Origin of the sequence: Rhizobium sp. BR 317, assembly GCF_047445835.1 — a bacterium.
GTDB lineage: Bacteria > Pseudomonadota > Alphaproteobacteria > Rhizobiales > Rhizobiaceae > Rhizobium > Rhizobium paranaense.
The window spans coordinates 160,056-183,892 of the sequence record NZ_JARWLB010000007.1 but is presented as its reverse complement, the minus strand read 5'-3'; the positions used below and the strand labels follow the sequence as shown (position 1 = coordinate 183,892).

Here is a 23,837-nt window from a genome sequence, read left to right as displayed (position 1 = left end):
CTCCGCTGGCCGACTCCTATGACACGCATGACGCGTGGTCAGCAACGAAAGGCTGAACCGATATATTAGCAAAAGCAATGCGCCCCTTTGACCCATGGCCCGCTGCGAACAGGACTATTTCGCGATGTCGAAGGGGCCGGGCAGTAGCCCGGCCCTCCACCTTTATTTCAGAACGGTCCGTAACGGCGCGGTCATCTTCTTGAAGCCGGAGCGCAGCATGTCGTGCTTGGTCTTCGGGTTCTTGTCGGCAAACATTCCGATGATCGAGGTCTTCAGTTTGTCGCGCCATGCGGATTTTCCAGGGGCCGTCGGCTTCAGGCCGCAGCGCCGCAGCAGATAGTTCATCTGGTAGACGGACGCCTGCTGATCGCAATCGCGCACGCAGAAATGAATGCCGAGAGCGATCGAATAGATATCGCCGTTCTTGAAAGCATGCGGCGCTTTCGACGGGTGGTGGACGCCGGTTCCCTGGTTCAAGGCATAGACCGTCGCCTTGCTTTGTTTTTCGACGGTGTATTTGGCGGCGTTGAGATCGCCGATGTAATATTTTTCGATTTCTTTATCGGGCAGGACGGAACGATCGTTTGCGTCCCATATGTTGGCGGTTCTGTTGCCGTGGATCTGGAACAGAAATGTTGCTTCATGGTCGATGTGATAGGGCGTTACGGCGTCGGGCGAGGCCAGGAATATGTAGGCATCCTCCCAGGTKACTTCGTCCCGCGAGCAACCGGTGTCGGCGAGGATTTCGGTCATGAGCTGATCAAGCAATGCGCGATATTCGGGATCGCGCTGAACGCTGTAGAGCAGCACCCACGATCCTGACACAGCCAGGTTCGAGATCGCTTCGTTGACGCTCTCCACCTTGTCGTTCAGCGGCACGGCCCAGCCGGCGTCCACTGGCGCCCCACCCGCCTGCCAGCGCACGCTTCTCGTGCTCGTGTCCGTAAGCAGTGATTTCGCAAGTTCGGCAAGGCGCGGAAGCGAGAACAACTGATGTCCGACCAAGTTGTGGCTGAATTGGAATGATCTTTTATTGAAGTCATTTCTAAAAGCATTCGGTCCCACCGCGATACTTTGCGTATCCAGGGAAGCTGGTTTGGTCACGGTGGCTGTAAGCATGATCGGAATCCCCCAGTTGATAGAGACGTTGGAAACGTCACGAAACTGTGATTGCCGTTCACATTTTTGTCATCTAGTCCAATGGTGGAGGGACATCCTACGATCGGATCAACCTACCCCAAAAAGGGGTGCACCCATGCGCTCACACAATCAATTCGATTTTGCTAAAGAAGATCAGGAAGATGGCCGGGCAAGGGTGCGGTTCCGCCGGCGTGGCGAGAGAGATCGTGCTGCTCTCTACCGATGCCGCTGCCATCTGATGGCGTGCTGGATCACGCTAACGGGAAGAGGACAAGCCCGCTCCGAGCTTGTCCTGGAGAAGCTTAGGCGCTCGTCTTCTCTGAAGCCGACACAGCCGAACTCTCTGCATTGGTGTCGGAAGAGGCCGACGGCCAGGTGATGTAGTAATACTGCGATCCGACCTGGCCGAAATAGGCCTCATTGCCGGTGACCTTGTCGATGAAGCTGCCGTCGGAATTCTTGACAAAGGTTCCATCGGAACCGCGTTCGAGATGAGCCTTCAGGAAGTCATTCCAATCGCTGGTGGGGATCGTGTCGCCGGTCTTGCTGGTCGTACCCTGCTCGCTGTCGGCACTGGCATCCCATGCCGTGATCGAAACGCCCTTGGTGGGGTCGGAGACCGTCAGCGTACCGTTGTCGAGCGCGTCGAGCATGGCTTGAGCCTGGCCGCCCTTCCCCTCGCTTTTGACTGCATCCTGCAGGTTCTGTTTCAGAAGACTCATGAACGAGCTGCTGGTCATGTCCGGATCGGATTGTGATGTCGCGGAGCTGTCGGTTTGATTTGCCGACAGGCCGTTCAGCATGCTCGTGAGCGATGCCTGTGATTGCGAGGGCAGGCTGGAGACGTCGTTGCTGCTGCTACTGCTGCTGCTATCGTCCAGCAGGGGATCGCTGCTCGAATCCTGCGAAGCGTCCGGTGTTTGCAGCAACTGCAGCGCCATTTGCGATGAGAGCAATCGGGTCGTGGTCAATGCGGAGACCATAGGTCATTCCTTCCCAATATGGCAGCCATCATGCCGGAAGCCGCCTTTGACGGTCGATCAACGCGCGCCCGCTCGGGCGGCGCATCGGAGATGCCGTCTACTGTAGGGAAATGGACTTACCCGGGGCTTGTGCGATGTTTCAGCGCGGCGGCTGCGCACCTTCGCCGTGATGCATCTTCAGCGGCAATTCCGGCAGGAACAGCAGCGCGATCAGAGCCAACGCGACGATGACGGTTCCGGTGGCGAAGGTCATGGCGATGGCATGGCGGTAAAGCGCTATTGCCGCGGCATGGTCTTCCGGCGACGCGGCGGCGAGCTGTTTGAGGCCGCCTTCCGTCAGCGACGATAGGTCGAGACTGCCGGACGAGCCTGTCGCCTGCCGCACGCGATAGGCCAGGATGGCACCGGAGCCGGTGACGCCGATCAGGCCGCCGAGCGAACGGAAGAAGGCAAGCGTTGCCGTGCCGACGCCGCGATGCGCAAGGGGCAGGGCATTCTGCACCGCGACCGTCATGGTCGGCATCACCAGCCCGAGCCCCAGTCCGAGCGCGAAGATCGGCGGCTCGATGATGGCGAACCCCTTGCTGGTCGCAATAGCCCAGGCGAGCGTGGCGAAGGCCGCCGTCGCAAGGCCGAGGCCGCAAAGCTGGGCTGGCTTGTAACGGCCGGAACGCTGCAGCAGCACGCGGCCGTTGAGCATGGAGGAGATGACGAAGCCGATCATCAGCGGCCCCGTCAGGAAACCGGAATGCGAAGGGGTAACGCCCATCACCATCTGGAAGAACAAGGGGAAGAACAAGGTCGCGCCGAGCATGCCCATGAAGGTCAGAGCGAGCACGAGGCAGGCGATGATGAACAGTCGGTTGCGGAAGAGATCGGGCGGCAGCACCGGTTCCGGCTCACGCCTGATGTGGAAGACGAAGAAAATTCCGAGGACAAGGGCCGCGGCGGCAAGACCGAGAATTTGCGGCGAGTTCCAGGCCCATTCGTTGCCGCCAAGCGCGAGCGCCAGCAGGAAGCTGGTGGTGCAACCGGTCAGCAGCACGGCGCCGAGATAATCGATACGGCGGCTGCGTACCTGATGCCGCCGCTTCAAGGCGCGGCCGATCATGACGAGTGCCACCGCGCCGATCGGCAGGTTGACGTAGAAGATCCAATGCCAGGAGAGCAGATCGGTGATGACGCCGCCGAGGATCGGGCCGATAACGCTGCAGACGGCGAAGACGGCGGCTATCGAGCCTTGATTGCGACCGCGCCTGGCCGGTGGCACGAGATCGCCGATGATGATCTGCGCCAAAGGCAGCAGTCCGCCAGCGCCCAGGCCCTGAATGGCGCGGAAGATGATGAGCTGCAGCAGCGTTTGCGCCATGCCGCTCAAGACGGAGCCGAGAAGGAAAATCAGGATTGCCGTGTAGATCATCGGCTTACGGCCATACTGGTCGCTGAGCTTGCCATAGAGTGGCATGGTGCTGGTCGAGGCCAGAACATAGGCGCTGACCACCCAGGACAAATGAGTAACCCCGCCGAGATCGCTGACGATGCGCGGCAGGGCGGTCGCGACGATGCTCTGGTCGATGGCGCCGAGGCCAAGCACGATCATCAGGCCAAGGATGACGGCGCGAATTTCGCGGCGGTCGGGCGCGTCGTCTTCGGTCGCCGCCGGCTGCGGAGCGGCCTGTCGAACTTGTGAGGTCATTGTCCGATGTCTCCGAGCGGGCCGATGGCGGCGCGGATGGCGGCGCGCGCCTCAGGCGATAATTTGGCGAGTTCGAAGGCGAGCCAGTCGGTTCGCCTCTGCTTTATGCCTTGAATCAGAGCCCGCCCCTTGTCGGTGGCGATCAGACCACTGCGTCGCCGGTCTTCTGGGTCGGGAGCGGAGCGGGTGACGAGGCCTTCACGTTCCATTGCCTTGATGTGCCCCGATATGGTCGGGCCACGCAGGTTCTCCAGCCGCGCCAGCTCCGCAACCCCAATGCCCGGCTGCTGGAGAATGGCGACGAGAAGAAGCGCCTGCAGCGGCGAGATGCCGGGCTCATCGTTTTCACGTCGCAACTGTCGATAAAGGCGATGCAGGGCGGGGCGCAATGCTTCGGCAAGCGCCATGGCCTCTTCAAGTTCCTGAAGATCTCCGGTGTCGTGCATGGCGATCCATAAAGATAGATAGGCTTCCTATCTATCTGCATAGCCCACGCTTCCGACTTGCACAAGCGGCGAATCCCTGCGGCAAGGCCTCGGGCCGTGATTTTAGCGTGCAAACCCTCTCTCTGCCTGGGCGGGGAGGGCGCGGTCACGCCATAACGGGCAGCGGCATTCTCAGGCCGGTCAGTTGCTCCGACACCTCCCAAAGCCGGCGCCAGACGGCTTTGTTCTGTGCATACGGCACGATCTTGGCGCGGACGGGCGGTCCCTTCAATTCATAGAAGCCATTCGGACCGTACATGACGCCTCCTTCTGCTTCCGAAGACGTAGCGGCGAGAAGCGTCGGCAAGGCGCCCGCCGTTGCCGACTGCGCCATGACTGGTGCTATCAATGTGCTGAACCGTTCAAGAAAGCCCGGCCTGTTGCGGCCCATGCGCGGACCAGCGCTTTGCAGGCCGGTAACGGCGTAGCCGGGATGGGCGGCCATGCTCATCAAGTTCCAGCCTTCAGCGCGGGCGATCCGGTCGAGTTCAAGGCCGAACATCAAGGTCGCCAGCTTCGATTGGCAATAGGCGCCCCAGGAGCTGTAGCTTTTCTTCGATTGCAGATCGTCGAAATTGATCTTGCCGCTGCGATGCGCCAGGCTGCTGACGGTAACGACGCGTGGGTTCGCGGCGGCCAAGACTTTCGGCAGCAGCCGCATGTTCAAGGCAAAATGGCCGATATAATTCGCCCCCATCTGCATCTCGAAGCCATCCTCGGTTTCATGTCTGTCCGGAATGGCCATGACGCCGGCATTGTTGATGAGAAGGTCGATCCGCGGCACGGAAGCGGTGATGCGCTTGGCGGTGCGGGCAACGGAATCGAGGCTGGCGAGATCGAGCGGCTCGAAGGCGACGTCGGCGCCGGGCGTCTTGGCGCGAATCTTAGCGAGTACCTCAGCGCCCTTGCGTTCGTTGCGCGAGGCTATGATGACCTTGGCGCCGGCACCCGCCAGGGCTTGGGCGGTTTCATAGCCGATGCCGCTGGTGGCGCCGGTGACGACGGCGATGCGGCCGGTCTGCGGGGGAATGTCTTTCACGGTCCAATTCGGCATGACGATCTCCTGGGAAGATTTGCAAATTTGTATTCGATTAATTATTGCGCTAAACGCAAAAATACAACTGTTTAAAAAATGCATTGCCTAGAGATCGCAATTATGATTTGCGTATCGGCAACATTGGCCGCGCAATTGCCTGTGGTGCCTTCGAATTGCCACGCTGCTCGGACCTTGATCGCGTCGTATTCGATATTTCTGCTAAAGATTGGATTCCTGGGATGACGACAAAGACGACATGCGCCGAATTCGTGCAGTTCTTCCGCTCCTGGGTCAGCAATCCCATGCGTGTCTCAGCGATTGCGCCGTCCGGTGAGCGATTGGCCCGTCTGATGACGCAGGAGATCGAGGCGCTCGACGGCCCGATCCTCGAACTTGGCCCCGGCACCGGCGTTTTCACCCGCGCGCTGATGGGGCGCGGCGTTCCGGAGAGCGACTTGACGCTGATCGAATTCGGCGAAGAGTTTGCCGCTCGATTGCGTGGCCGCTTTCCCGAGGCGCGCGTGGTGCAGATGGATGCGGCGCAGCTTACCCAATGCGGCCTGTTTGCCGATGCGCCCTTCGGCGCCGTCGTCAGCGGCCTGCCTTTGCTCTCCATGTCTCCCGATAAGATCGCCGCGATCGTCGGCGGCGCCTTTGCGACGATGAGGTCCGGCGGCTCTTTCTACCAGTTCACTTACGGCCCGCGCTGCCCGGTGTCGCGTTCGATCCTCGATCGTCTCGGCCTGAAAGCGGAGCGCATCGGCGGCACGGTGCGCAACATTCCGCCGGCCGGCGTCTACCGAATCTCGCGCAGAAAACCGCTGGAGATCTCGATCGATCGCTCCAGATATCACAGCAGGGAAGAGGGTGCCGGGATCGCAGCCTACACTGCCGAAGCCGATATGGGGCGGCCGGAAGCGGGTGCATAGCAGGGGCAGTTCATGGCGGATGCGAAAGAGATCGACGGCGAGGTGAAGGAAGGCCGGCGCGAACGCAAGCGCCGCCAGACGCGCGAGCGCATCGAGGCGGCGGCGCTGTCGCTCTTTCTCGCACGCGGCTTCGACGGCACGACGATCGAGGACATTACCGAGGCCGCCGATGTCTCCAAACGCAGCTTCTTTGATTATTTTCCAAGCAAGGAAGAGGTGGTCTTCGCCTGGCAGGACAGCTTTTCCGACGAACTCGCCGATGCCGTTGCCGCGCAGCCGAAGGATGCGTCGGTCGTCGAGGTCATTGAGGGTGCTCTAAGGTCGGCGCTGCTCGCCGCCTCCTCGGACCCGCAGCGTCTCGCCATCGCCGTCCTGATCCGCGACACGCCGGCGCTTTGCGCCCGCGACCAGTTGAAATATGCCAAGCTCGAAGAGAAACTGACGGACGCACTCTTCGCCCGCTCCGGCGGAGACGAAGAGGAGCATTTCCAATTGCGCCTGCTATCGGCGATCGTCGTCAGCACGCTGCGTATCGGTGGCAAGCGCTGGAACGAAGGCCCGCAGGAAATGTCGCTGCAGGATTTCACCCACCGCGTCTTCGAAGAGCTCTGGACCGCGCTCGCCGATCTCGGAACGCTGTTGCGGCAACGCAATCCGAAGAGCTGATTTCAGGTCAAGGCGCCTGCCGTTTGCGGTGGTTCGACCTGCCGTCGATGGCGCAGGAAATCGATCAACGCCCGAAGCTTTGCCGGCACGCGACGGCGGTCAGCATAGTACAGCGTCAGGCCGGCCAGCGCCGGGCTCCAGTCGGACAGGATGCGCACTAGCCGCCCGTCGTCGAGAAACCGGTCGATATAGCCGTTGATCATGTAGGCAATGCCGATGCCGTCCAATGCTGCCTGCGTCAGCGCCGCGGAATCGTTGAGGATCAGCCGGCCGTTGACGGCAAGTTCGGTCTTCTCGCCGTTCTTCTCGAATTCCCAGCGCTCGACCTGCCCGCTGGAGGAATGACGAAAGCCGATGCAATTGTGGTTGAGCAGATCGTGCGGATGTTTCGGCATGCCGTACCGGCCGAGATAGCTGGGCGCGGCAATGATATGAGCTGATATCGGCGGCCCGATCTTCACCGCCACCATGTCGCGCTGCACCAGATCGCCAAAGCGGATGCCGGCATCGAAGCCCTGGCCGACAATATCGACCAAGGAGCCCTCGATGCGCACCTCCAGCTCGATTTCCGGATAGGCGTCGAGGAAATCGCGCAGGATCGGTTGAAGCGCGATCATATAGCCGGCGCGCGCCACGTTGATGCGTAGCAGTCCGGCGGGCCTGTCGACCGACTCGCCAAGCTCCTGGGCGGCCGCCGTTAGATCATGCACGGCGGGTACGACACGTTCGAGATAGCGTAGCCCGGCCTCGGTCAAGCTGACGCTGCGCGTGGTGCGGTTGAAGAGCGCGAGCCGCATCCGGCCTTCCAGTTTGCTGATCGACTGGCTGACGGCCGAGGGCGACACGCCGAGCCGCACGGCCGCGGCCGAAAAGCTCTTTTCCTCCGCGACGATGACGAAGGTCACCAGTCCGTCCAACACGTCCTGACGCATCAGCGCTCTCCGAACGACTTTGATTTTGTCCGAGATTAATCAGTTTTTCTAAAAAGGTCATCTTCGATTGATGAGATTATCGAAAATGTCGCCTCGGCCTATCTTGCCTTCATCCAACAAGGAGACATCGCTATGTCTGCGATAAAATCCGATACCAAGGTACTTTTCATCACCGGCGTTTCCACGGGCTTCGGCCGGGCACTCGCCGAGGCCGCCCTTGCTGCCGGTCATAAGGTCGTCGGCACGCTGCGCAAGGAAGCCGGCCGCGCCGCATTCGAAGCGCTGAAGCCAGGCTTCGCCTTCGCCAAGCTGCTCGACGTCACCGACACAGCCGCCATCGCGCCTGTTATCGCCGAGGTCGAGAACGAGATCGGCGCGATCGACGTTCTCGTCAACAATGCCGGCTATGGGCATGAAGGATTGGTCGAGGAATCGACGATCGAAGAGCTGCGCCGCCAGTTCGAGGTCAATGTCTTCGGCCCCGTCGCCGTGATCCAGGCGGTGCTGCCCTATATGCGCAAGCGCCGAGCCGGCCACATTCTCAACATCACCTCGATGGGCGGTATCATCACTCTGCCGGGCATTTCCTTCTATCACGGCAGCAAATTCGCGCTGGAGGGGATTTCCGAAAGCCTCGGGAAAGAGGTCAAGAGCTTCGGCATCCATGTGACCGCTATCGAGCCGGGCGGCTTCCGCACCGATTGGGCCGGCCGCTCGATGGTGCGGGCCGAGCGCTCGATCCCCGATTATGACGAGGTCTTCGAACCGTTGCGCCAGCGCCGCCTCGAACGCAGCGGCAAACAGCCCGGCGATCCGAAGAAGGCGGCACAAGTTATGTTGCAGCTCATTGCCTCGGAAAACCCACCGACCCATCTACTCTTAGGTCGCGACGCCATCAGTCTCGTTCGCGAAAAGCTCGGCTTGCTCAAGACCGAGTTCGACGCCTGGGAACAGGTCTCGGCTTCCACGGATTTCGAATAACGTCAACCAGACTATAGGGACGAAAACCATGTCAGATCTAAACGCAGCCAAGTCCGGTCAATTCAAGATCGGCGGCGACCTCACCGTCAATCGCCTCGGTTTCGGTGCCATGCGCATCACCGGTTCCGGCATCTGGGGCGAGCCTGTGGATCACGCCGAATCCGTCCGCACCCTCAAGCGCCTGCCGGAGCTTGGTATCAATTTCATCGACACGGCCGATTCCTATGGCCCCGATGTTTCCGAACGTCTGATCAAGGAGGCGCTGCACCCCTATGGCGACAAACTTGTCGTCGCCACCAAGGGAGGTCTGACCCGCACCGGTCCCGACCAGTGGATTCCTCTGGGCCGCCCGGAGTATCTGATCCAGCAGGCGCATAAGAGCCTGCGCAATCTCGGTGTCGAGCAGATAGATCTCTGGCAGCTTCACCGCATTGATCCCAAAGTGCCTGCCGCCGAACAGTTCGGTGCCGTCAAATCGCTGCTCGATGCCAAGATGATCCGCCACGCAGGCCTCAGCGAAGTATCGGTCGCCGACATCGAAGCCGCCTCGAAGCATTTCAAGGTGGCGACGGTCCAGAACCGCTATAACCTTGTCGACCGTACCAGCGAGGACGTTCTCGATTATTGCGCCAAGCACAATATCGGCTTCATCCCTTGGTATCCGCTTGCTGCCGGCGACCTCGCCAAGGAGGGCTCGCTGCTCGACATCATCGCCAAGAAACATGGCGCCGCTCCGAGCCAGATCGCGCTTGCCTGGGTCCTGAAACGCAGCCCCGTCATGCTGCCGATCCCCGGCACCKGCAAAGTCAAGCATCTCGAAGAGAACACGGCGGCAGTGAACATCACGCTGTCCGATGACGAGTTCTCGGCGCTGGATGCCGAGGGCAAGAAGGCGTTTGCGGCTGCTTAATGGTCGTCTTGAGTGAATATGAGGGCGGTCGCTGGCGAAGCGGCCGCTCTTTTACGTCTGCGGCCTGTCCTTATTTGCGAATCGGTAGCGGATGGCAGCGGTCTCCTGCGCTATTTCATCGGCGATGATGCTTCTCGGGCTCGTTAGGCGCACGGGCAAAAATGACGGATCACGACTATGTAAATCTCATTCATTCGTCATTTGCGACTGTAAAATAGGCGATGGAAATGCTCCAATTGCCAGTGATATGCGGTATTTCAAGTAAATGCGATAAAAGCCTTGCGCTCAGTGCATTGCTGCATTGCGAAAGCCAGTCTGTTAATGCCTGCCCGGCGGTTATATCTAATCCCTCGAAGGCAGCGCACTCCTCCTCCCAGCGCTCCTTCATAGATTGGCAACACTCCTCCTCCTCCCAGTTGCCAATCCGGATCAAGAGCCCGATGCATCCTCCTCCCGCGTCGGGCTCTTTTTATTTCCCCCTGTTCTCTAAGATTCCTGTCGGTCTTGATTGTGGTCGTTTCTTCCAACCCACCGTTGCGCCTTTGCCTCGCTCCCATGAATTAGCACCACATCACGTTGCGAAGACAGCGAACGTCGCTTGCACGGTGACCCTCCATGGGTATGTTGGCGGCGACATTGGAATTGCGATGAAGAGGGTTGGCGCGATGCAGCGCATGGAAGATGCTGGCCGATGCGGGAAGGCCTTCTTCCGGGCTATCGCCGTTACTGCTGCTCTGTCGCTCACCGCCTGCGGCGGCCGTCCGATCGGCGTCATGCAGCCGGTCGTCGACAGTGTCCCGGGCACCTCCAAGGTCGATCTGCTGGTCGCCACCACTCGCCTGCCGGACAAGGACCCGGCGATCCTGTTTTCCGGAGAGCGCGGCCCCGGTTTGAAGGTAGATGCTGTCAGCGTCTCGATCCCGCCGGAGGCCAATCGCAAGGCTGGTCAGGTGCAGTGGCCGAGCCGGCTGCCCGGCGATCCCATGAAGAATTTCGTCACCACCTCCGTCCAGTCGATGACGGGTGTAGCCGACAATCAGGCGTGGCTGCGTACGCATCTGCCGAAGAACAAGCGCGTGCTGATTTTCGTGCACGGCTTCAACAATCGCTATGAGGATTCGGTCTATCGCTTTGCGCAGATCGTCCATGATTCCCATGCCGATGTCGCGCCGGTCGTTTTCACCTGGCCGTCGCGCGCCAGCATTTTCGACTATGCCTACGACAAGGAAAGCGCCAACTATTCCCGCGATGCGCTGGAAGAGCTGCTGCGCCGCGCTTCCTCCAATCCTTCCGTCGGCGATATCACCGTCATGGCTCACTCCATGGGCACCTGGCTCGCCGTCGAGGCCTTGAGGCAGATGGCGATCCGCGATGGCCGTGTCGCGCCGAAGATCAAGAACGTCATTCTTGCGTCTCCCGATCTTGACGTCGATGTCTTCGGCCAGCAATTTGCAGCGCTCGGCAAGGACAAGCCGCATTTCACCCTGTTCGTCTCACGCGACGACCGGGCGCTATCGCTGTCGCGCCGCATCTCCGGCAATGTCGACCGCCTCGGCCAGATCGACCCGGGCGCCGAGCCCTACCGCAGCGCGCTMGAAAAACAGGGCATCACCGTGCTCGATCTCACCAAGCTCAAGACCGGCGATCGGCTGAACCACGGCAAATTCGCCGAGAGCCCTGAGGTGGTCAAGCTGATCGGCGACCGGCTGATCGAGGGGCAGACCATCACCGATTCCGATGTCGGCATCGGCGAAGCGGTCGGTGCCGTCGCCATCGGCGCCGCGCAGACGGTCGGCAGMGCTGCCAGTGTCGCCGTCAGTGCGCCGATCGCCATCTTCGATCCGCGCACCCGCCAGAATTACGGCGAGCAGGTCCGCCGCCTTGGCGCATCCGCTAGCAATACCGTCGGCTCCGTCGGTGACAGCGTCGAGACGACCGGCAGCAGCGTCGGCACGGCGATCGGTCAATAGCTATTCTCGCTCCACCGCGACGAAGGATTTGCGCTTGGCATTCCGCTCTCTCGCAAAAACCGCATAGCCACATCTCCTCATCTGATATATCACAGAATCGCATCAAATCGGGCGCGCGCTCTGCGGATGGATTTCAGGAATGGACGAAAATAAGCGGACGGTCATCGTTGTCGGCGCCGGTATTGTCGGTGCGGCGATTGCCTTCGAATTGCAGCGGCGTGGACGGCAGGTGACGTTTGTGGACAAGGATGAGCCGGGCAAGGGCGCTTCCTTCGGCAATATGGCGAGCATTGCGCTCGATTTTGCCGCCAGTTCCGGCCCGTCCACCTGGCGCAAGATTCCCGGCTGGCTGCTGGACCCGGAAGGTCCGGTTTGGCTCAGGCCTTCCTATGCGCCGAAAATGCTGCCCTGGTTCCTGCGCTTCGTCGCCGCCGGTCGACCCTCCCGGTTGAAAGAGATCGAAGATGCCGGCATGGGCCTGTCCCGTCGCGCACTCGGTGACTTCAGAACGATGCTCGACACCATCGGCGCTCCGGATCTGATGACGGAAGAGGGCTGCCTGGCCATCTACGAGACCGAGTCGGAGTTTACCGGCGATCGCGGCCACATCGAGCTGATGCGGCGCTATGGTTTCGAGCACAAGGTTCTTTCCGGCGCGGAAATCCGCGATTACGAGCCGGCGCTCTCGCCGAAAATTGCCAAGGCCGTGCTGATGCCGGACAACAAGTCGATCCGCGACCCCTATCAGCTCGTGCTCAAGCTGGTGGATGCGGCAAAGGCTCTCGGCGCCACCTTCACCTCCGGCGCGATCCGAACCGTGGAGCGTCAGGCAAATGGCGCCATGGCGGTGCTTCTCGAAGACGAAAGGCGGCTGGAGGTCAATGATGTCGTGCTCGCCGCCGGCGTCCCGACGCGCTTCATCGCCTCTGCACTCGGCGAGCCGATCCCGCTCGAGACTGAGCGCGGCTATCACACGCAGATCATGAAGCCCGGCATTGCCATGCGCTATTCGATCATCTGGCCGCATCGTGCCTTCATGGTMACCCCGACGGCCGGCGGCATTCGCGTCGGCGGCAATGTCGAATTGGCGGGTCTCGATGCGCCTCCGGATTTTCGTCGTCCGCGCATCCTCGTCCGTCACGCTCAGCGGGCACTGCCAGGCCTGCAGGTGGAGGACGCCAAGGACTGGATGGGCCACCGCCCGGCGCTGCCCGACACGCTCCCGATCATCTCGCCCTCTTCACGCATTCCGGGCGTCTGGTACGCCACTGGCCATGGCCATCTGGGACTGACCTTTTCGGCGACGACAGCAAGGTTGATGGCCGATATGATGACCGGCGTCACGCCCGAGGTCGATATGACCCCGTTCCGCATCAATCGCTACTAGGAGGAATACATGTCCGAAACCGAAAAGCCCGTTGCACTGATCACCGGCGGCGGCCGCGGCATGGGCGAGGCGATCGCTCGCGAACTCTCGGCCAGCGGCTATCGCCTGGCATTGATGTCGCCTTCGGAAAGCTGCGAAAAGCTGGCCGCTGAACTCGGCGGTGTTGCCTCGCGCGGTGTCGCGGAAAAAGCCGAGGATATCCAGGCGATCTTCGACCTGACGATGAAGAGTTACGGCCGCATCGACGCCGTGGTCAATCATACCGGCCACCCACCGAAGGGCGATCTGCTGGATATTTCTGACGAGAGCTGGACGCTCGGCTCCGACATGATGATCCTGTCGCTGGTGCGCATGGCAAGGCTGGTGACGCCGGTCATGCTGAAGCAGGGCAAGGGCGCTTTCGTCAATATCACCACTTTTGCCGCCTACGAGCCGTCGCTGGTCTTCCCGGTTTCCTGCACCTACCGCGCTGCTGCCGGCGCCTTCACCAAGCTCTATTCGGACCGGTATGCGGCCAACAATATCCGCATGAACTGCATCCTGCCCGGCTATATCGACAGTTTGAATCACAAGCCGGAAACCGCCGACAAGGTGCCGATGAAGCGTATCGGCCTGATGAGCGAGATCGCCAAGACCGCGGCCTTCCTGCTCTCCGATGGCGCCGGCTACATCACCGGCCAGAATATTCGCGTTGATGGCGGTATCACCCGTCACGTCTGATTGGAGTTGTCGACATGAGATGGAAGCGCACGATTCAGTTGCTGGACGTTCATTGCGAAGGTGAAATCGGCAAGGTCGCGATCGGCGGCGTGCCGAAGATTCCTGGCAATACCATCGCCGAGCAACTGCAATGGCTGAACACAGATCCGAAGGGGCAGGAGCTGCGCCGCTTCCTAGTGCTGGAGCCGCGCGGCGCGCCGATCGGTTCCGTCAACCTGCTGCTGCCGGCCAAGCATCCCGATGCCGATGCCGGCTTCGTCGTCCTGCAGCCGGATCAGGCGCATGCGAGCTCCGGCTCCAATTCCATCTGCATGACGACGGCGCTGCTCGAATCCGGGATCGTCGAGATGAAGGAGCCGGAAACAGTGGTGACGCTCGACACCGCCGCCGGCCTAGTGCGGGCGACCGCCACCTGCCGCGACGGTCGCTGCGAGAAGGTGCGGCTCACCATGGTTCCGTCCTTCGTGCACGAGTTGGATGTGCAGATCGACACGCCGCATTGGGGCAGGATCAAGCTCGATCTCTGTTATGGCGGCATCTTCTATGCGCTCGTCGATGTCAGCCAGATCAATCTGACGATCGAGAAGGGCAATGCCGCAGCGCTCGTCCAGGCCGGCATGATCCTGAAGGATTTGATCAACCGTACGATCCCGGTCGTGCATCCGGAAATTCCGGCCATCTCCGGCGTCGCCTACGTGATGTTCCGGGATATCGACCCCGATGGCGCCATCCGCACCTGCACGACCATGTGGCCGGGCAGGGCCGACCGCTCGCCCTGCGGCACCGGCAATTCCGCCAACCTCGCCACGCTGCATGCCAGAGGCAAGGCCAAGGTCGGCGATGTCTTCAAATCCCGCTCGATCATCGGCTCGGAATTCGAGGTCGGCCTGCAGGCCGTGACAGAAGTTGCCGGCAAGCCCGCCATCATCCCCACCATCACCGGCCGCGGCTTCACCTTCGGCCTGAGCCAGGTGGCGCTGGATCCCTTCGATCCCATGGCGGAAGGTTTCGCCATGACGGACGTCTGGGGACCTTCGGCGGGGGATATTTGAGGGGTAAGTGGAGAGGCCGTTTCGATAGGTCGCATGGAGAGTTTAGCCCCTCACCCTAGCCCTCTCCCCGTTTTTGACGGGGAGAGGGGACGACCTCTCGCTCTCGTCCAGGTGATTGGCTGGTAAGAAGGCCGTGGGTGCGCCCATCCCCTTGGCCCCGCCTGCGGGGAGAAGATGGCCGAAGGCCGGATGAGGGGCTTTCTTGGCATGCGCCCTCGTTATCCCTTCGGATAAATCACACCCTTACGCAGAATGATATTTCCATAAAGCCGCGGCTCGCTTGTCTGCACCAGCGCATGCGCCTGCTTCACCCGCTCGTAGAATTCCGCCGGCAGCAGCGGCACGACCTTGATGTCGGGGACATGTCGTGCGCAAACGTCAACCATTTCCGCATGCACGGGATCGAGGGCATCGCGGTCCTGCTTGACCGTCGCGCGGAAAATCGCCTGCGGCACGAAATCGTCGATCGGCAATACGCTCAGCACCGCATCGAGCACCCGGACGACGCCATGGCCATCGAGACGGATGAGGCGGCGGGCATGTTCGAGACCCGGATAATTGCCGTCGACGAGGGCGATTTCATCGCCGTGTCCCATGGCGCGCAGCGTCGCCAAGAGGTCGGGGCTCAACAGCGGGTCAATGCCCTTCAGCATGGTCTATCTCCTTGAAAAGTATGTTCTGGTCTATGAGGTAGCGCGCGAAGATCGGCAGGCTGGCGCCGCCGATGGCACGTGCCTGCGGACCGACCGCGCCTTCGATGATCTCGGGCAGGACGACGCCCTGCAGGTCGAGATCCGAAGCCGCTTTGATGGTGGCGCGCACGACGCGTTCGCGCACCCAGTCGGGGAAGCCTCCATCGATGATGGCGGCGCTGAAATCGATGATGGAGGCGGCGGCGACGATCGCCTGCGCCAGTGCCTTTGCCGTATCCTGGATCCAGGTTTCCAACGGCTCGCCGAAATCGATCCAGTTATCGGCGGAATACCAGAGCGGCCGAGGATCGAAGCCGGCCTGCCGCAAGTAATTTTCCAGAACATAGATCGAAGCGATGTCGAGCAACTGCCGGGTTTCGCCGTTGCGTCCGCGTACGGGCAACGGGCCAAGCGCGCCTGCCGTTCCGGTTCGCCCCACGAAGATCGAGGAGTTCAAAACGATGCCGCCGCCGAGGAAGGAGCCGATGAAGAGATAGACGAAATCCGGATAGCGCGGACCGACGCCGAAGACGAGTTCGGCCCCGCAGGCGCTGGTGGCATCGTTCTGCAGATAGACGAGATAGGGCACACGAGCGGCGATCTCCGCCTGCAGGTCGAAACCGCGCCAGGCCTCCATCGCTCCATCGGGCGCACCGACTTCTTCCGCCCAGTTCCAGAGTTCGAAAGGGGCGGCGATGCCGACCCCGGCAAGCCGGCGGCGTTCTTCACTGCTGAGGCGTGCTTCGAGTTCCTGAATGCCTGATGTGACGAAGGACATGATGTCCTGCGGCAGCGGGTAGGGATAGATTTGGTGGAGTTGCATCCGAATGTGCCCGACGAAATCCATCAGCACGAGATCGGCGCTTCGCCGGCCGATCTTGACTCCGAAGGAGAGCACCGCATCCGGATTGAGCCGCATCGGAATGGAAGGCTGCCCCACGCGTCCGCGCACGGGCTCGCCGCGCGACAGCAGCCCCTCTTTCTCCAGGGCACGCATGATGACGGAGACCGTCTGTGCCGACAGTCCGCTGCGCCTCGCAATTTCCGCCTTCGACAGCGCGCCGTGACGGCGCACAAGCGACAGCACCAGCCGTTCATTATGCGCGCGGACGCGCACCTGATTCGCACCCCCGCTGGGGTCGAGAATCATGGGTGATGATGGCGTATCTGCCGGGTCTTGTAAGGGAGACATTGGCCCGCTCCTTCCATCATGGCCATGCCGTATTATTCAGCAACATGCCACATCCGATTAATAATTCAATCCGATTTATTTATTGACAGAAGGAAATCTTTAGGATCAGATACGGGCGTTGGAGGACGTGAGCATGGCCTTGGAGGCGGCCGATCTGGAAGAAATCCAAGCAGACATGACACGTCTTAGATCCGGTCTCACTGCGAGCCGAGACCGCCGGAAGGTTCCGGTCTATTCAAATTTTGGGAGGATTGAATGAAGAAATCTGTTGTTTCCGCAGCACTCGCCGCTCTGGCGATCGGTGTCGTCTTTGCCGCGCCGGCCAATGCTGCCAACGTTTCCGCCTGCCTGATCACCAAAACGGACACGAACCCCTTCTTCGTCAAGATGAAGGAAGGTGCTACCGCTAAGGCCAAGGAACTCGGCGTGACGCTGAAGTCCTATGCCGGCAAGATCGACGGCGACAGCGAAAGCCAGGTGGCTGCGGTCGAAAGCTGCATCGCCGAAGGCGCCAAGGGTATTCTGATCGCCGCTTCCGACACCAAGGGCATCGTTCCGACGATCAAGAAGGCGCGTGATGCAGGCCTCCTGGTCATTGCGCTCGACACCCCGCTGGATCCGGCTAACGCTGCCGACGCGACTTTCGCCACCGACAATCTTCTCGCCGGCAAGCTGATCGGTGAATGGGCCAACAAGACCCTCGGCGACAAGGCCAAGAGCGCCAAGATCGGCTTCCTCGACCTGACGCCGTCGCAGCCGACCGTCGACGTCCTGCGTGACCAGGGCTTCATGATCGGCTTCGGCATCGACCCGAAGGATCCGAACAAGATCGGCGACGAGACCGATCCGCGCATCGTCGGTCATGACGTCACCAACGGCAACGAAGAAGGCGGCCGCAAGGCCATGGAAAACCTTCTCCAGAAGGACTCCAGCATCAACGTCATCCACACGATCAACGAACCGGCCGCTATCGGCGCCTATCAGGCCCTGAAGGCAGTCGGTCTGGAAAAGCAGGTCCTGATCGTATCGGTTGACGGCGGTTGCCCGGGCGTCAAGTCGGTCAAGGATGGCGTCATCGGCGCGACCTCGCAGCAGTATCCGCTGATGATGGCTGCTCTCGGCGTCGAAGCGATCAAGAAGTTCGCCGACACCGGTGAAAAGCCGAAGCCGACCGAAGGCAAGTCCTTCTTCGACACCGGCGTTTCGCTGGTGACGGACAAGCCGGTTTCTGGCTTGAAGTCGATCGATACCAAGGAAGGTACTGCGAAGTGCTGGGGCTAAGCCCAATCCTAGGTTTGGCGTGATCTTGTTCGAAGAGCCGTTTCACACGTCTTGTTGATGCGGTTCTTCGGCTTAGGATTATGCCGTCGCGATACCATGCCGGCCGGGTTTGAGCCCCGGCCGGTTTCAACCCCGGCGGTTTCCGCGTAGTTCGGCGCGGTTGCGGAGGAAAACAATGACCGGAGCACAGGAATTCGAGCGTGTTCTCGATGGCAGCGACAAGAACGTCGCCTCGTTTGAGCACCAGGATGTCACTCTTCTCAAACGCACACAGCATTTCTTGCATTCGACTCCGGCCGCGGTGCCGTTGATCGTCTTGGTGGTGGCAATCATCATCTTCGGCATTGCCATCGGCGGTCGGTTCTTCTCCGCCTATACGCTGACCCTCGTTCTGCAGCAGATCGCCATTGTCGGCATTCTCGGCGCAGCGCAGACGCTGGTCATTCTGACCGCCGGCATCGATCTTTCGATCGGCGTGATCATGGTCATTTCCGCTGTCGTCATGGGCAATTGCGCCATAACCTACGGCATGCCGACGCCCATTGCCATTCTTGCCGGCATGCTTGTGGGCGGCGTCTGCGGATTGCTCAATGGTTTCCTCGTCGCCACCATGAAGCTGCCGCCGTTCATCGTGACGCTTGGCACCTGGAATATCGTCATGGCGACGAATTTCATCTATTCCGCCAACGAGACCATTCGCGACACCGATGTCGACGAACAGGCGCCGCTCTTGCATCTCTTCGCGATCAGCTTCCGGCTTGGCGGCGCGGTGCTGACGCTCGGCGTCATCGCCATGGTGCTGCTGGTGGTTGGCCTTTGGTACGTTCTCAATCACACGGCTTGGGGCCGGCATGTCTATGCTGTCGGCGATGATCCGGAAGCGGCAAAATTGTCGGGTATCCAGACCAAGAAGGTGCTGCTCGCCGTCTACGGCGTTTCGGGACTGATCGCGGCATTCGCCGCCTGGGTTTCGATCGGCCGCAACGGTTCGATCTCGCCATCCTCGGCCGTGACGGATTTCAATCTTCAGGCGATTACCGCGACCGTGATCGGCGGCATCTCGCTCTTCGGTGGCCGCGGTTCGATCCTCGGCACGCTGTTCGGCGCAATGATCGTCGGCGTAGTGTCCATGGGCCTCAACATGCTCGGAGCCGACCCGCAGTGGAAGGTTCTTTTGACTGGCGTGCTGATCATCGGCGCCGTCGCGATCGATCAATGGATCAGAAAGGTGTCGGCATGACCACGACTGGCGAACCTCTTCTCACAGCCCGCGGTCTCGTCAAGCGTTACGGACGCGTGACCGCCCTCGACAATGCCGATTTCGACCTCTATCCCGGCGAAATCCTTGCTGTCATCGGCGATAACGGCGCCGGCAAATCCTCGCTGATCAAGGCGATCTCCGGCGCGACCACGCCCGACGAAGGCGAGATCAAGCTGGAGGGGAAACCCGTCCACTTCCGATCGCCGATGGAAGCGCGCGAGGCCGGCATCGAGACCGTCTATCAGAACCTGGCATTGTCGCCGGCGCTCTCGATCGCCGACAATATGTTCCTTGGTCGCGAAATCCGGAAGCCCGGTATCCTCGGCTCCTTGTTCCGCATGCTCGATCGTCCGGCGATGGAAAAGCGCGCCCGCGACAAGCTCAGCGAACTTGGCCTGATGACGATCCAGAACATCAACCAGGCGGTGGAAACGCTCTCGGGCGGCCAGCGCCAGGGCGTGGCGGTGGCGCGTGCTGCCGCCTTCGGTTMCAAGGTCGTCATCATGGATGAGCCGACAGCCGCCCTTGGTGTCAAGGAAAGCCGCAAGGTGCTGGAGCTTATTCTGGACGTCCGCGCCCGCGGCTTGCCGATCGTGTTGATCTCGCACAATATGCCGCATGTCTTCGAGGTGGCAGATCGCATCCATATCCATCGCCTCGGGCGTCGTCTGACCGTGATCAACCCGAAGGAATATTCGATGTCGGATGCCGTTGCCTTCATGACCGGCGCCAAGGCGCCGCCGGCGGAAACCGTCGCCGCATGAGCTCCGTGCTCGAGGGAATCGCCGACGAGATTATCGGGCGCGCCAACGGCGTAAAACGGTTTCTCGTCGCGATTGCCGGCCCGCCCGGCGCCGGCAAATCGACGCTGGCGGACAATGTGGCCAAGGCGCTCATAGCCAAGGGCGAGAGCGCCGAGGTCCTTCCGATGGACGGCTTCCACATGGATAACGCCGTGCTGATCKAAAAGGGTCTGCTGAAGCGCAAGGGCGTTCCCGAAAGCTTCGACGTCCGCGCCTTTCTCGATATCGTCAAGGCTGTGCGCGCAGCCGATCAGGAAGTACTGGTGCCGGTCTTCGACCGTTCGCGCGAGATCGCCATCGCGTCGGCTCGCATCGTCTCTCCCGATCACCGCTTCATTGTCATCGAGGGGAACTACCTGCTCTTCAATCAGGGCAAGTGGGCGGAGCTGGAAGGCATGTTCGACTATTCGATCATGCTGGCGCCGCCGATGGAGGTCTTGGAGGAGCGGCTCTGGGAGCGTTGGCGGGGCTATAACCTCGACGAAGAGGCGGCGGGTGCCAAGGTCTACGGCAACGACCTGCCGAACGGCCGGCTGATCCTCGAGAACCGCCGTCCCGCTGATTTCACCATCGATATCGTACAGGGCTGAGCCCACACTGTCATTTACACGTCGCCATCGATTGTTTTGCGGTGGCGTATGGTGCTATTCGAAGCGCGATAACCATTCAGAGGTTCGCGCTCATGCAAAAGTTCACCATCCGCCGCCCTGACGATTGGCATCTGCATCTGCGTGACGGCGCCGTGCTGGAAGGCGTGATCGGGGATACCTCCAGGCATTTCGCCCGCGCCATCATCATGCCGAACCTGGTGCCGCCGGTCGTCACTACCGCGGATGCGGCGGCCTATCGTGAGCGCATCCTGAAGGCATTGCCGGCAGGCGACCGCTTTCAGCCGCTGATGACGCTTTATCTCACCGAGCACACCGATCCCGACGATGTCGAGGAAGGCAAGAAAAGCGGCCTCATCACCGCCGTCAAACTCTATCCCGCCGGTGCGACGACCAATTCCCATGGCGGCGTGCGGAATATGGACAGGGCGATGCCGGTGCTGGAGCGCATGGCCAAGATCGGCCTGCCGCTCTGTGTGCATGGCGAAGTGACGTCGCCGGATGTGGACATTTTCGACCGCGAGGCCGTTTTCATCGAAACCGTACTCGATCCGCTGCGTCAGCGCCTGCCGGAACTGAAAGTCACCATGGAGCACGTGACGACATCGGACGGCATTGACTACATCAAGTCGGCAAAGGCCAATCTCGCCGGCTCGATCACCACGCATCACCTGATCATCAACCGCAACGCCATCCTCGTCGGCGGTATCAGGCCGCATTATTACTGCCTGCCGGTCGCCAAGCGCGAAAGCCACCGCCTGGCGCTGCGCGCTGCCGCCACGAGCGGCGACGCCAGGTTCTTCCTCGGCACCGATTCCGCCCCGCATGTCGATCCGCTGAAGGAATGCGCCTGCGGCTGCGCCGGCATCTACACATCGGTCAACACCATGAGCTGCCTGGCCCATGTGTTCGAACAGGAAGGTGCGCTCGATAAACTCGAGGCTTTCGCTTCACTGAACGGCCCCGCCTGGTATGGGCTGGCGGCGAACGAGGATCGCATTACGCTGATCCGCCGCGCGGAATCGGTGGCCTTTCCCGACAAGATCAAAACCGAAGCGGGCGCCATTACCGTGTTTGATCCGATGTTCCCCTTGCACTGGGATGTCGAGGCTTAAGAAAAATAATCCTGCGTGCCGATAAAAATATTTTTGTTTGGAGACTGCTTTCGTAATATCAAAGGCATATTTTATTGAAATACATGATCTTTATCGGATCCCGTAACCAATATGATACCCCTTGAGGGGTAGCGTTATGCCGATCCCCAACGGTGCGGAATGAAACCGTCGAAGGAAAAGCATGGAGCTCGACTATAATTCTCTTCTGCTTGCCCTTGGCGTTTCTGCGTCCTGTCTTGCGGTGACGCTGGGCGGAAGCTGGTTTTCCCGCCGGCCTGAGACATTCCTGCTGAGCTGTTCTGCGGGCCTTGTGCCGATCGTTGTCGGGATTTTCACCTATGGTGCCTATGTCGACAAGCCGCGACCGATACTCGCCATTCTCACCTTCGTGCTGTTTTTTATTGGCTTTTCGATCATCTGGGCGGCGGGATATCAGTTCCGCACGCGTCGGTTTTCCAAGACCCGCGCTTTGCTGGGAAGCTTGACCGGCATTGCCGCTTCCGTGCCGGCCATGCTCGCCGGTTATGATGGCCTCGCTTTCATGGGCGACAATATCGTTGTCGCGGTGCTTCTGCTGTTGACGGCGCGCGAATATTGGTTGAGCCGTCATGAGGCGCTGACGCCGCTCTATGGCATCGCAGCGCTTTACACGCTGACCGCCATTTCCTTTGCGCTGTGTGCGGGCGTCCTGATCTGGGACGGTAAGCTCGTGCTCGGCCATGCGCCGGACAATTGGGCCGAAGATGTCAGCCTTGCCATCTGCATTGCCGGCATGACTGGCATCGGCGCCCTGTCGCTGGCGCTGCATCAATGGCGTCAGGCGGCGCATCATCGTCAGCAGGCCATCACCGATCCGCTGACCGGTCTGCTCAACCGGCGGGCTCTGTTCGATCTCTATGGCCACCGCTCTTTCGGCCCGTCCATGGCCGTAATCGTCTTCGACATCGATCGCTTCAAGTCCGTCAACGATCAGTATGGCCATGCCACCGGCGACATAGTGCTTAAGCTTTTTGCCAAGGAATTGTCGGCCGGACTGCGGGCCTCCGACAAGGTCGCTCGTCTTGGTGGTGAGGAATTTGCACTGGTCCTCGACAATGCCTTGTCGGGCCGGGCAGAGCAGATCGCTGAGCGGGTCCGCGACGCTTTTGCTGCCCGTGAAATCATCGCCGACGGCAAATCGTTTGCTTGCACGGTCAGCGCCGGTGTCGCGCTCGGCACCGCCGAGGGTATCGGTTTCGACAGCGTCCTCAGCACCGCCGACAAGGCGCTTTATGCTGCCAAGCGCAATGGCCGCAACCGCGTCGAGGTTGCGGTCTATCTGCACGCCGTCTCGCCGGACGTTTCTCGTACGGCGTCCTGACGATCAATTAAAACAGAGCCCGGACGAAGGCGCATGAGGCGAGCAGCGACGCCACCGTACGCACATGGTTCCACTTCGTCCAATCGCTGAGATAGGTACTCCATAGCTGAGCTGCTTCCGCCGTGCGGCCATCGACCTTATCCAGGGCGTCATTCAAGGGGACGTTGAAGACCATGGTCGAAAGAAGGCTGGCGACGAGGTAGAGCGCCGCGCCGGCAATCATCAGGATGCTGGTGCCGCCCCGCCAATAGAGCATTGCCATCACGGCGATGAACACCGAGAGCGCAGCCGTCAACAGGAACAGTGCGATAAAGGGTGAACGCACAATCGTCGTATTGATCGATTGCATGGCGGCGACGCCCTGATCGACGGTAAGACGGGCGAAGGCCTGCATAATGAAGGTCGAGAAGGCAAAATAGACGCCGGCGAGAAGGCCGCTGCCGAGTGCGGCGGCGATGAGAGCGATGTTCGTGATCGGGTAGGTCATGATTGGACACTCCAGATGCCGCTTGTGGCGGTTCCACGGGCATAGTCGGAAAAATTCCTGGGCGGCCTGGCGAGTACCTGTCGGACGACACGGCCGCCGGTTTTTCCCAATCCGCCGATGGCGGCGATCGTCGAGATCTGCATATCGGGCC

The 23,837-nt window shown here is 60.8% G+C and carries 25 protein-coding genes; 14 read left to right on the top strand and 11 right to left on the bottom strand.

Features of this window, described 5'->3' with window-relative positions; genetic code table 11:
- Positions 1-162: 162 nt before the first annotated feature.
- The 5 genes from QD357_RS13640 to QD357_RS13620 form a co-directional block, all read right to left on the bottom strand.
- Positions 163-990: a hypothetical protein gene (locus QD357_RS13640; RefSeq protein ID WP_146143971.1), complete on the bottom strand. Its 828-nt coding sequence runs from the start codon at positions 988-990 to the stop codon at positions 163-165.
- Between the two features lie 452 nt (positions 991-1,442).
- Positions 1,443-2,123, bottom strand: a complete 681-nt coding sequence (locus QD357_RS13635) for a hypothetical protein (RefSeq protein WP_107106863.1) — start codon at positions 2,121-2,123, stop codon at positions 1,443-1,445.
- Positions 2,124-2,262: 139 nt separating this feature from the next.
- Positions 2,263-3,819, bottom strand: a complete 1,557-nt coding sequence (locus tag QD357_RS13630) for an MDR family MFS transporter (RefSeq protein WP_107106864.1) — start codon at positions 3,817-3,819, stop codon at positions 2,263-2,265.
- A complete protein-coding gene (locus QD357_RS13625; RefSeq protein WP_107106865.1) occupies positions 3,816-4,265 on the bottom strand; it encodes a MarR family winged helix-turn-helix transcriptional regulator in 450 nt (149 codons plus the stop codon). Before QD357_RS13625 ends, QD357_RS13630 begins: the two co-directional genes overlap by 4 nt.
- A 145-nt stretch (positions 4,266-4,410) precedes the next feature.
- Positions 4,411-5,358, bottom strand: a complete 948-nt coding sequence (locus QD357_RS13620) for an SDR family oxidoreductase (protein WP_107106866.1) — start codon at positions 5,356-5,358, stop codon at positions 4,411-4,413.
- A gap of 221 nt (positions 5,359-5,579) precedes the next feature.
- On the opposite strand from QD357_RS13620, the gene QD357_RS13615 reads away from it, so the two are divergent.
- On the top strand, positions 5,580-6,269 hold the full coding sequence (locus QD357_RS13615) for a class I SAM-dependent methyltransferase (RefSeq protein WP_107107043.1): 690 nt from the start codon (positions 5,580-5,582) through the stop codon (positions 6,267-6,269).
- Positions 6,270-6,281: 12 nt separating this feature from the next.
- Complete coding sequence (locus QD357_RS13610; protein WP_107106867.1) at positions 6,282-6,935, top strand: TetR family transcriptional regulator; 654 nt, start codon at positions 6,282-6,284, stop codon at positions 6,933-6,935.
- Positions 6,936-6,937: 2 nt separating this feature from the next.
- Here the strand turns inward: QD357_RS13610 and QD357_RS13605 are convergent, their stop codons facing one another.
- Positions 6,938-7,867: a LysR family transcriptional regulator gene (locus QD357_RS13605; RefSeq protein WP_107106868.1), complete on the bottom strand. Its 930-nt coding sequence runs from the start codon at positions 7,865-7,867 to the stop codon at positions 6,938-6,940.
- A 132-nt stretch (positions 7,868-7,999) separates the two neighbouring features.
- Between QD357_RS13605 and QD357_RS13600 the strand changes: the two genes are divergently transcribed.
- Positions 8,000-8,848 carry an oxidoreductase gene (locus QD357_RS13600; protein ID WP_107106869.1) on the top strand — a complete coding sequence of 283 codons (849 nt, stop codon included), beginning with the start codon at positions 8,000-8,002 and terminating at the stop codon, positions 8,846-8,848.
- A 28-nt stretch (positions 8,849-8,876) separates the two neighbouring features.
- The gene (locus QD357_RS13595; protein WP_414124435.1) at positions 8,877-9,758 is read left to right on the top strand and encodes an aldo/keto reductase; all 882 of its coding nucleotides are present in this window, start codon (positions 8,877-8,879) and stop codon (positions 9,756-9,758) included.
- Between the two features lie 190 nt (positions 9,759-9,948).
- Here QD357_RS13595 and QD357_RS13590 read toward each other — a convergent pair whose 3' ends face one another.
- A complete protein-coding gene (locus tag QD357_RS13590) occupies positions 9,949-10,146 on the bottom strand; it encodes a hypothetical protein (protein WP_181315993.1) in 198 nt (65 codons plus the stop codon).
- A 277-nt stretch (positions 10,147-10,423) separates the two neighbouring features.
- Between QD357_RS13590 and QD357_RS13585 the strand changes: the two genes are divergently transcribed.
- From QD357_RS13585 to QD357_RS13570, 4 genes are all read left to right on the top strand, one after another.
- Positions 10,424-11,728 carry an alpha/beta hydrolase gene (locus tag QD357_RS13585; protein WP_414124466.1) on the top strand — a complete coding sequence of 435 codons (1,305 nt, stop codon included), beginning with the start codon at positions 10,424-10,426 and terminating at the stop codon, positions 11,726-11,728.
- 139 nt (positions 11,729-11,867) lie between these two features.
- Positions 11,868-13,115: an NAD(P)/FAD-dependent oxidoreductase gene (locus QD357_RS13580; protein WP_107106872.1), complete on the top strand. Its 1,248-nt coding sequence runs from the start codon at positions 11,868-11,870 to the stop codon at positions 13,113-13,115.
- A gap of 9 nt (positions 13,116-13,124) precedes the next feature.
- Positions 13,125-13,835, top strand: coding sequence for an SDR family oxidoreductase (locus tag QD357_RS13575; protein WP_107106873.1), 711 nt, complete (start codon positions 13,125-13,127; stop codon positions 13,833-13,835).
- Between the two features lie 14 nt (positions 13,836-13,849).
- Positions 13,850-14,887, top strand: coding sequence for a 4-hydroxyproline epimerase (locus QD357_RS13570; RefSeq protein WP_107106874.1), 1,038 nt, complete (start codon positions 13,850-13,852; stop codon positions 14,885-14,887).
- 218 nt (positions 14,888-15,105) lie between these two features.
- Here the strand turns inward: QD357_RS13570 and QD357_RS13565 are convergent, their stop codons facing one another.
- Complete coding sequence (locus QD357_RS13565; RefSeq protein WP_107106875.1) at positions 15,106-15,540, bottom strand: RbsD/FucU family protein; 435 nt, start codon at positions 15,538-15,540, stop codon at positions 15,106-15,108.
- On the bottom strand, positions 15,524-16,771 hold the full coding sequence (locus QD357_RS13560; protein WP_107106876.1) for an ROK family transcriptional regulator: 1,248 nt from the start codon (positions 16,769-16,771) through the stop codon (positions 15,524-15,526). Before QD357_RS13560 ends, QD357_RS13565 begins: the two co-directional genes overlap by 17 nt.
- 255 nt (positions 16,772-17,026) lie before the next feature.
- Here QD357_RS13560 and QD357_RS13555 point away from each other — a divergent pair, with 255 nt between their 5' ends.
- From QD357_RS13555 to QD357_RS13530, 6 genes are all read left to right on the top strand, one after another.
- Positions 17,027-18,052, top strand: a complete 1,026-nt coding sequence (locus tag QD357_RS13555) for a sugar ABC transporter substrate-binding protein (protein ID WP_107106877.1) — start codon at positions 17,027-17,029, stop codon at positions 18,050-18,052.
- A gap of 175 nt (positions 18,053-18,227) precedes the next feature.
- A complete protein-coding gene (locus QD357_RS13550; RefSeq protein ID WP_107106878.1) occupies positions 18,228-19,292 on the top strand; it encodes an ABC transporter permease in 1,065 nt (354 codons plus the stop codon).
- Positions 19,268-20,077 carry an ATP-binding cassette domain-containing protein gene (locus QD357_RS13545; RefSeq protein WP_414124434.1) on the top strand — a complete coding sequence of 270 codons (810 nt, stop codon included), beginning with the start codon at positions 19,268-19,270 and terminating at the stop codon, positions 20,075-20,077. Before QD357_RS13550 ends, QD357_RS13545 begins: the two co-directional genes overlap by 25 nt.
- Positions 20,074-20,706: a nucleoside triphosphate hydrolase gene (locus tag QD357_RS13540; protein ID WP_414124433.1), complete on the top strand. Its 633-nt coding sequence runs from the start codon at positions 20,074-20,076 to the stop codon at positions 20,704-20,706. Before QD357_RS13545 ends, QD357_RS13540 begins: the two co-directional genes overlap by 4 nt.
- Before the next feature lie 92 nt (positions 20,707-20,798).
- On the top strand, positions 20,799-21,839 hold the full coding sequence (pyrC, locus tag QD357_RS13535; protein WP_107106880.1) for a dihydroorotase: 1,041 nt from the start codon (positions 20,799-20,801) through the stop codon (positions 21,837-21,839).
- Positions 21,840-22,020: 181 nt separating this feature from the next.
- Positions 22,021-23,199: a GGDEF domain-containing protein gene (locus tag QD357_RS13530; RefSeq protein WP_107106881.1), complete on the top strand. Its 1,179-nt coding sequence runs from the start codon at positions 22,021-22,023 to the stop codon at positions 23,197-23,199.
- A 7-nt stretch (positions 23,200-23,206) separates the two neighbouring features.
- On the opposite strand, the gene QD357_RS13525 is transcribed toward QD357_RS13530, so the two are convergent.
- Complete coding sequence (locus QD357_RS13525) at positions 23,207-23,686, bottom strand: DUF1772 domain-containing protein (RefSeq protein ID WP_107106882.1); 480 nt, start codon at positions 23,684-23,686, stop codon at positions 23,207-23,209.
- Positions 23,683-23,829 (bottom strand): hypothetical protein, encoded by a 147-nt coding sequence (locus QD357_RS13520; protein ID WP_181315995.1) that lies wholly within the window; start codon positions 23,827-23,829, stop codon positions 23,683-23,685. The genes QD357_RS13525 and QD357_RS13520 overlap by 4 nt, the downstream gene beginning before the upstream one ends.
- Between the last annotated feature and the right edge of the window lie 8 nt (positions 23,830-23,837).